Origin of the sequence: Sphingobacterium deserti (assembly GCF_000757725.1) — a bacterium.
GTDB lineage: Bacteria > Bacteroidota > Bacteroidia > Sphingobacteriales > Sphingobacteriaceae > Sphingobacterium > Sphingobacterium deserti.
On the sequence record NZ_JJMU01000048.1, the window covers coordinates 1 to 14,626 of the forward strand.

At 41.0% G+C, this 14,626-nt stretch carries 10 protein-coding genes; 5 read left to right on the forward strand and 5 right to left on the reverse strand.

Annotated elements, in window-relative coordinates; all coding sequences use genetic code 11:
- The 3 genes from DI53_RS12720 to DI53_RS12730 all read right to left on the reverse strand — a co-directional run.
- Window positions 1-651: lactate/malate family dehydrogenase (locus DI53_RS12720; RefSeq protein WP_037500083.1), on the reverse strand; the 651-nt coding region annotated here is incomplete at its 3' end.
- Between the two features lie 206 nt (window positions 652-857).
- Entirely contained in the window at window positions 858-3,143 is a 2,286-nt protein-coding gene (tamL, locus tag DI53_RS12725; RefSeq protein ID WP_241462423.1) for a translocation and assembly module lipoprotein TamL, read from the reverse strand.
- Window positions 3,133-8,445: a translocation/assembly module TamB domain-containing protein gene (locus tag DI53_RS12730; protein WP_037500090.1), complete on the reverse strand. Its 5,313-nt coding sequence runs from the start codon at window positions 8,443-8,445 to the stop codon at window positions 3,133-3,135. Before DI53_RS12730 ends, tamL begins: the two co-directional genes overlap by 11 nt.
- A 242-nt stretch (window positions 8,446-8,687) precedes the next feature.
- Here DI53_RS12730 and DI53_RS12735 point away from each other — a divergent pair, with 242 nt between their 5' ends.
- From DI53_RS12735 to DI53_RS12755, 5 genes are all read left to right on the forward strand, one after another.
- A complete protein-coding gene (locus DI53_RS12735; protein WP_037500093.1) occupies window positions 8,688-9,365 on the forward strand; it encodes a response regulator transcription factor in 678 nt (225 codons plus the stop codon).
- Window positions 9,366-9,367: 2 nt separating this feature from the next.
- Window positions 9,368-10,666: a sensor histidine kinase gene (locus tag DI53_RS12740; RefSeq protein WP_037500096.1), complete on the forward strand. Its 1,299-nt coding sequence runs from the start codon at window positions 9,368-9,370 to the stop codon at window positions 10,664-10,666.
- Between the two features lie 78 nt (window positions 10,667-10,744).
- A complete protein-coding gene (locus tag DI53_RS12745) occupies window positions 10,745-11,188 on the forward strand; it encodes a PepSY-like domain-containing protein (protein ID WP_037500097.1) in 444 nt (147 codons plus the stop codon).
- 27 nt (window positions 11,189-11,215) lie between these two features.
- Window positions 11,216-11,650, forward strand: coding sequence for a PepSY-like domain-containing protein (locus tag DI53_RS12750; protein WP_037500099.1), 435 nt, complete (start codon window positions 11,216-11,218; stop codon window positions 11,648-11,650).
- 228 nt (window positions 11,651-11,878) lie between these two features.
- Entirely contained in the window at window positions 11,879-12,295 is a 417-nt protein-coding gene (locus DI53_RS12755) for a Dabb family protein (protein ID WP_037500101.1), read from the forward strand.
- Window positions 12,296-12,386: 91 nt separating this feature from the next.
- Here the strand turns inward: DI53_RS12755 and DI53_RS12760 are convergent, their stop codons facing one another.
- Both DI53_RS12760 and DI53_RS12765 read right to left on the reverse strand, forming a co-directional pair.
- Window positions 12,387-12,836, reverse strand: a complete 450-nt coding sequence (locus tag DI53_RS12760; RefSeq protein ID WP_037500104.1) for a BACON domain-containing protein — start codon at window positions 12,834-12,836, stop codon at window positions 12,387-12,389.
- A gap of 19 nt (window positions 12,837-12,855) precedes the next feature.
- Complete coding sequence (locus tag DI53_RS12765; RefSeq protein WP_037500107.1) at window positions 12,856-13,815, reverse strand: C10 family peptidase; 960 nt, start codon at window positions 13,813-13,815, stop codon at window positions 12,856-12,858.
- Window positions 13,816-14,626 lie beyond the last annotated feature (811 nt).

The window sequence follows — 14,626 nt, forward strand, 5'->3', positions numbered from 1 at the left end:
GAGTGTTGCTCCGCCCACCATCGTCTTTTTGACGACGTCTTCCTGCTCTTCTTCCGTAAGGAAATGGCTAACGGGAATGCTGTTCCACGTGGCATGCTTTATCAAAGGAATCATGGTCGTGTCACCATGTCCACCAATAACGATGGCATTGAGATCATTTGCTGAAGCATTCAATTTTTCGGAAAGTTGAAACTTGAAGCGAGCCGAATCTAGTGCCCCGCCCATACCAATGATTCTATTTTTTGGCAGACCACTTGATTTGAGGGCTAAATAGGTCATGGTATCCATGGGGTTGGATACCACCAATATAATGATGTCGGGAGAATATTCTAACAAATTCTCGACGACAGTTTTTACGATTCCTGCATTTGTACCGATGAGCTCTTCGCGTGTCATTCCGGGTTTGCGCGGAATGCCAGAAGTTATTACGGCCACGGCCGAGCCTGCCGTTTGAAGATAGTCATTGGTGACGCCTTTTATTTTGCTATCAAATCCTAAGAGGGCTGATGTTTGCATCATATCCTGCGCTTTGCCTTCAGCAACTCCTTCTTTGATATCTAAAAGAATAATCTCCTCGGCAATGTTTCTCCTTACTAAATTGTCTGCCGTGGTTGCGCCAACGGCACCTGCTCCTATAACTGTAATTTTCATGTTTGTTGGATTTTATGGTAAGAACTGATATGTAGCTAAATATACTAAAATTTGCTGTAAAACGAACCTGCGGCTCAAGATGTTTGTGCTATTTAGAATAAGTTTCGAACATAAATCAAATCCCCGTAAAAGACTTTAAATAAAAAAAAACACCTTCCTGTTATATGCTAGGAAGGTGTTTGTTATATACAGATCTTTTCTTTTTTCTAGAAAGGATATCCAATAGCCAAATTGAAAACAAGGTTACGATTTCTCCATTCGCGATCGCCGAAGTCGATAGCATTGAATACCCAACCATTGTTTGTTTGAACGTGCGGCACACGGAATGGTATAGCTAAATCGGTACGAATGACTAGAAAATCAATGTCAACACGTAAGCCTAACCCACCACCTACGGCAAGTTGTTCGTAGAAACGACTGGTCAGTTCAGCACCTGGTCTGTTCTCATCCCGACGTTGCAACCACACGTTGCCGGCGTCCACAAATGCAGCCCATTTGAAAATACCTGATATAGGTGCACGATACTCCGCATTCAACTCTAATTTAAAATCGCCAGTTTGATCCGCGAAAAACTCGTCAATCCCTAAATCTGCTACGTTCGTTAGGCCGGGACCTACGGAGCGAGCGCGGAAAGCACGCATACCATTTGGTCCACCTGAAAAGAATTGCTTTAAGTAGGGTAGTTGTGTGGAGTTTCCGTACGAGTGACTGACGCCAATCATCGCACGCGAAACCAGCATCGTATTAGTAGAGAGTTTCCAGTAATGGCGGAAGTCTGCTTCCCCACGAACGAATTGCGCGTAACGCGTGCCAAACAAGTATTCTGGATTATCAGCAGAAGCGTCGGCTCCTTGTATTAGTCCTAAAACATTTCCTGAAGTATTTAGCGCACTACGTACAAAGAAGGTGTGTTTACGGTCTTCCATATTGTTTTGAAATGTGTACACGTAGTTTGGTCCGAAGGAGAATTGCGGTTCAATAATGTGCCCGAGCGTCGGAAAATTTCGAATTTGCTCTTGATAGGCTTCGGTTACATTTCTTGGCTGTGCATAAATAATTTCTGCTACCGTCAGATCGTGCACTTTGCGCTCATTTTCTTTCCAGGAATACCCAAAATTAAAAGTCATAGAATTGAGGGTGTAAGCTGTGCGGCGATCCAAAAATTCATAACGTAAGCTAGCGAAGGTACGTGGAATAAACTTACGAGATGGGGCCCATTTGTAAGGAGAAAGCAGCCTTGGCCAACTGATGGAAGCTTCCGCCCCGTAGCGAATAAAGTTGGAGTTTAGCGCTACCCCGCCGCCAGATTGCGTTTCAAACCCAGCAAAAGCAGTTAGTGTAAGCGTTTCAAATCCTTTAAAAGCATTTTTGAGGCTCCAGTTGACGTTTCCCTCGATCCCATCATATACTGTAGCCGTTTTGGCGATTAATTCCGTACGCAACGTCCTTGGTTTCATCGGCGTAAGGTAATAGTATACGTCCATGGTATTGGCTGAATCCTGACTGTCTACAAAGTCGTTTTTGACAAACTGAAACGTATTCATATTAACCAAATGATTAATGGTCATGTTATGATCCTCACGATTGTACATTTCTCCCTTGTGAAAGAAAAGATGGTTGGCCAATACTTTATTCCGAAACTTATTATTGGGGTCGTAGATATAATATTCCCCTTGATAGGCTTCCGTCCCTGCCGGTATTTCACGCGAGTAACCTTCGGCAGACTGCGTGTAATCCGGGAACACAATTATTTTCCCGATACGCTGTGGTTGTTTTGCCCGTTCTGGGGTTTCAGGCTTGACGGTCATGTACATATCTACCTGATGTGTACCTACCGTACTGTCTACATCCAACAGCATGTGGTCTGCGTTGAAATAATAGTAGCCCTTGTTCTTCATGACCACATCGATACGCTCCCTTTCGTTAATTACGACATCGAGGTTGTAATTATTGCCTCGGCGTAACAGTGATTGATCTTTGGTTTCTGCCATATCTCTACCCCATTGTTTAGTAGAGTCAACGTCATATTGTACATTCCGAATTTTATACCCTGGTCCAGGCATTGCATCAAATTGTACGGTCGCCTTTTTGCCATTGATAATCGTGTCAGACGTTACTTGGGCCTGAAAGAATCCGAAGTTTTCCAATCGGTTACGCAAAAGGTTTTCATTGTATTCTTGATTGACCTCGCTAAGCAGTACAGGTGCTTTTCCTTGGCGCTTAATCCATCGCTTGATAAATCCTACTGTAGTGTCGGGGCCACCCCCCATATTCCACAAAGCTACTTTAAGATTTGACGTAGGCTCTGGACGTACAAAGCTTTGTAGGCGACTTTCAAATAGCTCTTTTCGGTCTTTGTCTAACGTGTCGTTTTGAATATTTACAGTAGCTTCTTCGAAAAGGTGTTCCCCATCGGCTATATGCTTGGTCGCATTACAACTCGCTAATATCAGCAGTAGTGCGCTCGCCGATACTATGTGGTTACTTTTCATTGGACTCCCTTTCTTCTTCCTCATTTCTAATAGCAGTATTGTCTTTTCTTTTTATTGTATCTTGTTTGCTGCGTGGTCGCTGACGGAAGCTGGTTACTCCGTTGCCTTTAACGCTATCTTGTCTCGATGCTTGTCCCCGTGAAGCCGTGTCACGACCACTTCTGTTCTGACGACGTTCCAGACTATCCTGTATCAATGTTCTTACGCTATCTCTGTAAGCCGAATCAACATCTAATCTATCGACATCAAAACGCTTCCGGAAATTCGGGCTATCCCTGTTGTAGTACCTGTCAATAGCACGCGAGCTCATAAAGATTTCACGAAACTTATCGTAAGTCAAGTTGGCAACCAAACCGATGCCCGTCTCTATAAATTGCCCCTGAAGGGTAGGTTGATACTGATTGTTCCGGTACACGCGCCCAATATATCTGCCATCCTGTGATAAGCGGTATTCTAACGAGACATCGCCTGCGATATTCGAAGTTTTCTCGCCTGGTCGTGCATTACCTTCTACCTCGAAGTTTGATCCTACGGTTACCTTTAAACGATCGTCGAACAATCCTCTGGAGATACCTACGTTGAGGTCCGTACGGTTCTGTGCACTTCCAGTGAGGTAGTCTTGTTCGGACTGTAAGTTAAAGTCGATGTCTACCCCACGAATTAAGTCAGAGGTGAGGTTATTCAACTGGCCGGTCAGGAAGTTACTCAATGTGCTCCGTGCCGCACCCTCGACACCGCCTCCACCAGACAAACTCTCAAAAGGATTGGCCGACATAAATCTGCCCAAAGCGATCAGAAAGAATACTTGTTTGTTCAATTCTGCAGGATCATTACGCATATTTGCCAAGGCAATATTCACGTTGTTGGTGACATCTTGCGGTACCATAGAGGTGTTTTCATCTAACTGAATGTCGAAACTGAGATCCGGTTTAAAGAGTGCTCCGGATAGTTTCAATAATACATTGAATGGGATCCGCTGCCGATATAGATTTTGTGCCTGTGGATTAACCTGAGATTGCACGAGTTCTAGGGTAGGGAACCGATTGGTGTACACCGCGGTGATATTCATGTTGGCATCCAACGGATCGCCAGCCCAGGTAATCACACTACCTTTTTGGAAGGTGAATCTTCTTGATAGGGGACCCAAAGGAACGGTGTAATCGCCCTTTTCAATGGTGTACGTACCGGACATAGTGATCTTCTCACTGGCATCAATAGCTGCTGTTAATTCTGCTATACCTTGAATATGTAACTCATCTTGCGTGCCCGGATCTAAGACTACAGTAAAACGAGCTTCGGGATCGGTTTGCAATTTTAGGCTAATATCCATACCTGTAAGAGCCGCCGGCGCCGTAGTTAATGAGTCCAATTGGGCGAAAATATTTCTGCTTGAGGAATCACTACGATTCACAAACTTGACTACACCGTCCCGCTCTGCCACGCCTGGATTTTCATTTGGCACCACGAAGTAAAAATCTGTCTTATCATTCGTGCGAATGCTTCCATCAACGCGAGGGCTGTTCATGTCACCTGTTACACGTAGATTTGTGGTGAGATACATTTTTCCGTAAAACATATCGTTGTCCTCCGCCGTAGAATTCATCGCCTCAAAGTCATCCATAACCAAGTTGAGGTTAAACGCAAAGTCGCTGTAATTGGTCGTGCGTACTGCACCATTTATACGGGCTGTATTGTTTTTCGCATCACGTATTTCAAATTGTCTGAACTGTATACCTTGTTCATTGAAGCGAATCGATTGGTTGTCCATGGATAGGTCCGCATTAAGCATCGCGATGTTCATTTTCGCTTGCTGGAATGTAAGGGCGCCATTAATTTTTGGTGCATCAAGCGTCCCGCTGATATTGATATCGCCCACTAAGTCGCCTGAAGCGTCTTCAATGTAACCCAAGCTGAATGCCTGGATCGTGGTCATCTTCATCGGTTTCAAGGCTACCTTGGCATCTATAGTGGATGGTCCGTCCGGTGGACTTATAAAATTACCAGTCAGCTGTACATCATTACCATTTTCAGTAATCTTAACATCTGCCGCGAACGTGTTTTCCTGAACATTGTTTACATGGATAGCGACGTTACCCACGGTGTCTTTTCCGAAATAGAATTTGTCGATAGTCAGATCAGAGACGAATACGGGACTACTTTCCAATCGAGAGACCGTTGCGGTACCGTTAATACCGCCTCCCAAATCCAATGATTCTGATTCCACAATTTGTGTCAAAGTCTCAATTCGGAAGTTATTAAACGTCAAATCAATAGGGGCATTTGTCGTGCTATCCTTGGATTGGATAAGAAATTCTTGACCATTATTGGACAGTCGGAAGTTTTCAGCGCGAAGACCCTGTGTACCAAAGCTGATTTGGTTAGCGGTGTCAATTTGCCAGTCTTCATAATTCAGTTTAAGGCCGTCTTCTTTCAGGTGCAACATAAAATTATTGTTCGCTATCTGTACGCCTGCACCCAAGTGATACTGCTCTTTGCCAACCTTATCTTTTATCCAAAGCCCGAAATCGACATTGTTTTCAACAACACTTCCGCTTGCTACAGTATTTGTAAGTTCTATGCTGCCGACTTTAATTCTATTTATTAAAGCAGAGTAGTATAGGGTGCTATCGGCGGTGATCAGGTCTACACCCACATTTTCTACCAGCGTGCCCCCATACAATATCTTCGGAGCAATAAGCTTGGCCATAAAACTTTTCGATGCACTGTTGAACGTACCATCCAAAGTTACGTCGCGCATTTCTTCCAGCTCCGGCAGAAACTCCCGGATAAACCTAGAGTTATTCAATGTCGCGCTAAATTCAAAACTTTGTGGGTCGTAGGCCAATGTGGTAGGCTGTTCGTTCGTTGGATTATAGTACATGCGAACGATATCTTGTATAGAGGCACCGAGCTCTGTTAATCTGTATTTTCCCACCAAGTGCGCATTCAAAAATTCTGAGCGTAGCAGAATCGTGTTCCTATTTGTGTCGGCCATAGCCCGCAAAGCAATAGTATCTAGCGTATAGCGATCATTCTCGTAGGCGATGGATGAGTTCGATACGATAAGTGATCCGTTTAGGAAATCTGGATCAGCAGTCTCGAAATCCGCTACAATTTTACCATGATACCGGAAATCCTGATCCATTAACTTCAGATTTTGAAGGTTAATGCTGTCAACCATTAAGGTAGCTTGTACCTTCGGATACGCACCACGCATGTCGGCCGCAAAATCCATGTTTAGTTGTATATTAGGATCTGGGCTAACTAAACTTCCAGCTATATCGCCGCCGTTTGCCTGTGCATCGAGTTTAATGTTTCTATAGGTGTAGCCCATTGCATCAAGTTGATTCAGGTTACCCTCTACTTTCGCATTCATCGTTTTTGGATCAATGCCGCGGCCTTGTACCTTAGCCTCTACAGAAATAATACCCAATACGGAATCTTGATTCAGAATGTTACCAATATTGAAATTGTCTACGGAAACGTAAGCATCGTAGGTCGTATCTCTTCCCATCGCCATTTTTCCATTGACGGTGGCGTTTCCTTTTTCCGTCACTAAGCTTAGATTCGTATCAAACCCTTTCATGCCCCCTTTAAAAGTGCCAGACAAGCTAATCGCATTTGGAAGCTGTATGCTGTCTGGTAGCATAGATTTAGAAACCAACCGCTCAATATCGAACCTGCTGGTGGTGAATTTCCGCAGTTTCAAATCGATATCCAGCTTCTCCATATCAGGTAGGCCCTTTATCGTTGCACTAGCCTGAAGATGCGTGCGATCCAACGTTTTAAACTCGATGTTAGGGATGGTGAGGTTATCCATCTTGCCTCGCACGCTACCATCGATATAAAATGATCTGGCTAATAAAGGTTTCATTACTTCCATCGTATCGAGGTCTGGCACGAAATAGCGTATGTCGCGCATATCGATCGTCGTTTTACGAATTTTAGCGTCGATATCGACCAAATTTGGATTGCTGGAAATCGCATCTAATGATGGATAGCTTATTTTTACGTAATCTCGAATGGTAGTATATGGTGTCTGTGCTATCAGATTCTTTATTTCGGCTCCTTTGCTGCCATACACAAAGTCTGCCTCCAGTTTTTTGATCGTAAAACCAGAATGGTCTTTCATACTCAAGTTTTGTAGCGAACCTGAGATAGAATCGGCAGAATAGTATAGATCTTCTAGATCACCTAAGAAATTTGTAATCTTGATATTTCCGTAATCAAAGCCTTTCATTCGTGGTTGGTTATCGTCTTTAAACCATACGTTGGTTTTGTTGATGATAAGTCTATCGGCAGAGACAACCCAGTTCATACTACTGGCTGGGGCGGCGGTGGTATCTGTGGGCGTTTGCGACGCAGAAGCTACTGTATTCGTTTTTCCGAAAAGGATCTGTGAGTCTGACTCATCTAAAGCTACTTCTTCAAGACGTACAATCTCTTTATTTAGATCAAGCTCTTTAATATTCGCATTCAAGCGCTTGATATCAAATTTAGTGTCCATTTTTGACGACTCATCCGCATACTGCACCAGGATATTCGAAAGGTCAATATTTTTAATGTCTACGTCAGGTAAAAGGCTACTGGTTTGTGCAGATGTATCTGCTATACCTAAATCGGCAACACTAGGAGCCTCAGCATCAGATACAGGTTGCCATTGCTTCACTAGCGCCGTGAGGCCATCTATCTTGATATCAGGCATTGAGAAAGCCATATTATTAGTCAATTCGAATTTCTTGACGCGGGTATCGAAATGATTTAAGCGTATATCCGCACTGGTTCCAATAACCTGATCATCATACACGAAATGAATGCGTTTAAATAAAACGTCCTCTATATTGAACACAAGTGCTGATGATGTATCAGACGCCGTGGTACTTTCTTTCTCCGACGTGAACGCCTGCATAATGTAGTCAAAGTTAAAGCTACTGTCCGGAAGCGTACGTCTGATTTTTGCAGTTATGCCTTCTAGCTCAAGCTCCTCTATTTCCACCGTATTTTTCAGAAGCTTCAACATATTAATGTCCACGAGGAGCTTTTCTCCTGCGATTAGTGTGTCTTTCGTCTGATCTTCAAAATAGACATTCTCTAATACAAGCTTTTTAGGAAAGGTGATATTCACATAGCCAATGTCAACAGGTGTACCTATTTTATTTTCTAAGTAGTTCGTCACCTTGCCTACCACATAGTTTTGAACGGCAGGTATCCGGATGAGGAAAATGATTAGTAATAAAAGGGCAATTACACTGCCGATAATCCACAGGATGGTTTTAAGTGCTATTCTTCCGAATCGATTCAAAGCAAAATCTTTATAAAATGAAGGTATTCGATAAATAAAATTCTAACTAAGAAACGTAAAATCAGCGTAAATGTTTAGGTTACTACAAATTATTTACCGCTTATACACGATTAACGAAGCTGAATTTTAGAGATGTTCTAGCATGTTTTGTGCCGTAAATCTACAATTTGGATTTTTTCTCAAAAGACATTCTCCAAAATCTTTCCAGAATCTCCGTTTAATATTGTAGTTTAGTTACAAGCATGAAAATACTGATTGTTGAAGACGAGCCGGAATTACGCCATGTCATAAAATCATTTCTGGAGCGCGAGCTGTATATCGTAGAAATAGCAACAGATTACGAAAGCGGTCTAGCAAAGATATCGAGCTACAGTTATGACTGTATATTGCTTGATGTAATGCTACCGGGCGGTTCAGGGATGCAGCTTCTAAGTAAACTACGTGAGCTCGATAAAAGTGATTCTGTTATTATCGTCTCGGCGAAAGACTCGGTAGAAGATAAGGTGCAGGGGCTAGAACTTGGCGCTGACGATTATCTAGCGAAGCCATTTCATTTGTCGGAACTACTTGCCCGCGTTAAGACGGTGATACGGAGGAACAATCAGCATAACCGAAGTGATGCTGCCCTGGCGTTTAAAAATGTGCGCCTTTACCCTGAAGATCGAAAACTTATGGTCAACGGAAGTGAAGTGTTGTTAAATAGGAAGGAGTATGACTTATTGTATTATTTTATGATTCGCCCAGAAAAGCTTGTTCCTAAAACTTCATTAGCGGAAGCTGTTTGGGGCGATGATGCTGACCAAGCCGACAGCCTCGACTTCATCTATTCGCAAATTAAGAATTTGCGAAAGAAGCTCAAAGACAGTAAAGCCGAAATTGATTTTCAAGCGGTATACGGCGTTGGATATAAATTGGTCTAGCTATGCAGATCTCCTTAAAAAACTACACATTACGCTACCTAAGCATAACCTTTTTCGTTATTATCTCCGTTTGGGCGGCATGCTTTTATGCATATATCCTAGATGAAGTTTACGATAATGTTGACGATGGTCTCAAAAACCAAAAAATTGAAATCCTTCGCGAAGTATATAAGTATCCAGAACTTTTAGAAACAACTGACTTTGGCATCGCTCAATTTCGGATCCTGCCGGTGACGGACAGCTTGAGCTTCTTTGAGGACAACCGGCTGTCCAGCGTGTTTTTTTATATGCCTTATGATGATGAGCAAGAACCTTATCGTTTATTACGCACAGGCTTTTATGCAGCCGATCGGAAACCATACCATCTAGAGATAAGAACGTCAACAGTTGAGGAAGATGACTTAATTTATGATTTGACAAGTGCTTTGCTTGTTCTATATCTTGTCCTCGTATTAGGAATGTACTTAATCCATGAGTCGGTACTGCGCAAAGCTTGGAAACCGTTTCATACCATATTAGATAATCTAAAACATTATCGGTTTGGTAAAAAGGAAAATCTCCAACCTGTGCATACCAATATATCTGAGTTCAATAACCTGGAGGATGAAATCCAACGCATGTGGAAGCGAAATGAAGACGTTTTTATGGAGCAAAAGAGGTTTATTGAGAATGCTGCCCATGAACTGCAAACCCCACTTGCGATTACGATAAATAAACTCGAATTATTGATGGAGGATGAGACGCTTTCTGGAGGCCAACTTACGCAATTAGAAGATTCTAAGTTATCCTTAAGGCGTTTAGTCAACTTAAATAAGGCGCTATTGATGCTGTCGCGTATAGAAAATAGGCAATACGCAGAGGTAGAAATTATAAACTTCAATACATTAACGCAGGGTCTCCTAGAAGATCTTTCAGACCTGATCGCCTTTAAAAATATCCGTGTGGAATGTGTGGAACAGGGCGTATTCGAAGCTAGGGTTAACAATGGGCTCGCTGTCGTCTTGATTTCTAATCTGCTGCGCAATGCTATCCGTCATAATTACGAAGGGGGGACTATTTCTATTGTGTTTCAATCGCAACGGCTTTCCGTAGCAAATACCGGCTCATTACAACCCTTAGATAGCAATAAAGTGTTTCGACGATTTTATAAGGGCACGCAGGATACGCGGTCCAATGGTTTGGGGCTAGCCATTGTGAAGTCTATCGCGGATGGTTATGCGTCGCTAGACGTCGACTACCAATTCTCTGCCGAGAAACATATATTTACTATCAGTAATTCATACGTGCAGAATGCTGAATAATTTTTTTGTTTTAGCAATGCATTCCTAAATGTTTCCTATATGGCATACTAATTTTGTCTTTAGATAAACATACATAGGATGAACCTTAAGAAAATTTGGATAGCTATGCTAATAATGTTGCCGTATCTGGCGACGGTTCGGGCGGCAGATAAACCGATCCCGTTTAGCAAGTTGCCACAAAAGGCACAACAGTTTTTTGAAGCTTACTTTTCACATGATGATATTGTCAAGATAAGCGTGGACAATCCCTATTTTTTCGGCACAGAATATGAAGTCGTACTCAAAGATGGATCAAAGATTGAATTTGCATCGCAAGGTGACTGGCTGGAAGTAAAGATGAAGAATAAAGCTGTCCCGCTACCGGTCGTACCTAAAAATATTATGCAGTATTTGAAGAAAAGTTTTCCTGATACATTTGTCACCAGCATGAAGAAAAAAGGCTTGCTGTATAAAGTCAAGATATCAAATGCACTTGAACTGGAATTTAGCCGACAAGGCAAATTTCTAAGATTCGACGATTAATCTATATAACACTATATTACATACAAAATGAAAACTCAAATTTTAAAACTGGCATTTCTTGCAGCTGTTTCTTTTTCAGCGATGTCATGCGATGATGACAAAGTAATCGGAGAAACAGAATTGCCGCAGGCGTCGCGTGACTTCTTGGCAACGCATTTTGCGGGTGTAAACGTTACCCGCATCGAAAAGGAGACAAATAACTATTCCGTACATTTATCCAATAGGACAGAGGTTGATTTCAACAACAGCGGAGAGTGGACAGAGGTAGATGGCGAGGACGGAGTTTCCATACCTACAAGTTTCATCCTGCCGCAGATCGTTGCTTATGTCGAAGACAATTACAGTGGCAATCCTATCAATGGTATAGAAAAAGTTCCTGCAGGCTTCGACGTTGACTTGGTAAGGCAAGATATAGACCTTGTTTTCGGTCAAGATGGTAACTTCGTAAGAGTAGATCCGTAATTTTTTAAATAACGCGTTATCTATTCGTCGCAGTAATGCATTGGCGGGTGCGGCAGCGCCCTCAAATGCGCTACTGCGTTTTTTTATGGATAGCATATTTTAGCTGATATTTTTCTGAAAGTGTGTCCATTTTTATTTTTGCATAACTCCAAGTAAGCGTTTTAAGGATAGAAGATATTTTAGTACCTTGAGGTACGCTAATGTTGTTTACAAATAATTGATACCTATATGGAAAGGCGAAACTTTTTAAAATCTGTTGCTGTTGCCGGAACATCAGCGACGGTACTAACATCATGTACATCTGCAAGCGGTGCCGCGGGCCACGAGCTTACGGCGGGCCACATTGTTCATACGGTATATTTTTGGCTTAAGGATGGCCTATCCGACGCAGAGGAAAAGGATTTCCTGAACTTTTTCGAGGCATTAAAAAACGTACCGGGCATCCATAGCTTTAACGTTGGTAAACCAGCCCCTACCACCCCTCGGGATGTGGTTGACAACTCGTTCCAGTATAGCCTTATTGTGATTTTTGCAAGTTTAGATGATATCGATACTTACGAAAAACATCCTGATCATCTGTCAGCGATCGATAAATACAGTAAGTACTGGACCAAGGTGGCCGTGCGCGATACGGAGCTTCTATAAATGGCTAAACTGTAGGGCAGTCGCCCTACAGTTCTTTGAAATTTTTGCCGTTTCAGAAATCTATATGAAGTTTGTTTGTTCCCTGAATAAGCTATTTATTTTTTTGAATCACGGTTATTTTTGTATTTGCGTTTCCAGCAAAACAAGTTATTGTAAATGTCCTCTCCTTTTCAACATTATTTTCCTTGAGTAAAACGTGAATATGCTTGTCGTCCATTTTTTCTATAACAAACCAATTATTTTCAATTTTATATATTTCACCTAAATTACTGTCAGAGTTTGGATTGGCTTCTTTTCTATAATATTTTAGATGATTATTTTTTTCTAAAATATAATCATCTATTCCATCAACTGTAATCCTATCAAGTGACCATTTTATATTATTTTTAGAAATTAATATTGTATCCTTAATTTCATGTGTAAAGAGATGTGGCCCTGAATCAAAGCCAGGAGCGATACCTATGCCATCTAATTTTTTACAGGAACTAAAAAACAGGCTAGCGAAAAAAATTAATAAGATTGTATACGTTAATCCTTTCATGTCAATTTTTTTTAAAGTTTTAAAAACGTTTTCTTATACAGAAGAATTCCCATTTGTGTGGGAATTTGGCTGGTGCGTCATCCGTAAAATAAGGAGCCCAAATTCTAGTTGAATAATATCCGTTATATCTACCACGATCCCATCCATAATTAACATGCATAAGATCAGTTCCATCGGTAAAAAGCTGGTAGCCATCAACAATATACGCATGTCCTGTTCCCCTCGGAACGCCTATCCAAGAGGATTTTTCGTCTCGTGACGAAATGATAATGATATTATTAGGGCTTTCATCTAAGATAAGCTTAATAGCGCCTTTGTTATTCAAGGAATAAAACTGCTTTCCAATTTCTAGTATTTCTACTCCAAGCTTGGTTCTTGCTCCACTACCTTGAGCACCATAGTCCATGTTCACAGCACGCCCAATTTCTCGCATTAGCAGACCTATTGTATTTGCTTCCTCAGGGTATTGATTTCTGTAATTGGAATTTTTCATCTTTATTAATTTGTCCCAATTCAAAGGAATACGATTAAACTCGCCAATATGCCTGGTAACAGACATGGCCTGTGCTATTACTGTTGCAACACACCCTGCGTGCCAATTATTCGGTGTATATCGTGTATAAGGATCTTCTGACTGCCCCCACTGCACCTGTACCCGTGGATGTATTTCCGAGGCTATGACTTTTCCATTTCGACCCAGACCTCCAACAGCGGCTTTTTTATTAAACGAATATGAGGTTTTTTCAGCTTGTTGATGATCATCAAAATAGGTTGGGTCTTCATTATATTTTATGGCACTTAAAAGAAAAGGTGTTAACGGGTTATCTAAATCTTTTATATTTAATGTACTCTCAAAAGACTCATTGGTTTCATCAAGAATCGCAAGAATAGGCTCGCAATTAATATTTGCAGAAATCAGCATATTCTTTTTACTGTTTTTATCTTTAACAGAAAACAAAAGTGTGTCAATATGATCCATTTTATAATCTAGTAATTCTGTCGTAAGCGCAATTATTTCTAAAGAATTTGAACCGGATTTAGTTGATGAAGCCTTATTGTTTAATGAATTATTCCCTTTAAGAATACTTTGAACAGCAGAAATAATTTCTTTATTTGTTCTTACATTGATTTTTTCTGTTGACTTATTTTCAGCAGTATCTTCAACACTTTCAATATCGTTTTTCCTATTGCAACTAAGAAAAATAAAGAACAGTGCTGTAAAATAGATTATTGTATTTTTTCATAAAATTCATAATTTTTGCATTTTAATATTCGCAAATATAGCATATTATTTTCTTTTGAAAATATGTTTTTATGTTTTTTGTATTATATGTTTATATAACGTAAAATGTGTTTGTTCTATCCCCTTATTATATTCTCAGTCAATTGCGTTGTTTATTTTCTATACAAACTCTAAGAAAAGCCATTTTTCACCTTAATTGGGAGAAGTTGTTTGTATTCTCTTTCATTAAATTATTTTGCATCAAAATCATCCGCTTAGTAGCAGATGTAGTTTTGTTTACGATATTCGGGAGGTGCCTTATTGGATTATTTGTCCGAGGAAGCGTGATGGTGGTTTACGAGAAGCAGAAGATCACAACAGCTGTTTTCGCTTCGAAGGTTTATGATACAATAAAATAAAAGCCCGAATCATCTTCGGGCTTTATTATATTTCGGATTGGAAATTTCTTAAGAAAGGAATAAAGCACGAAGAGGCGTCTCAGCAAATTTATTTGCTGCTGACTGTGGCCGGGTTAATGTAATTACAAACATCTTCTTCGTCTTTTAGA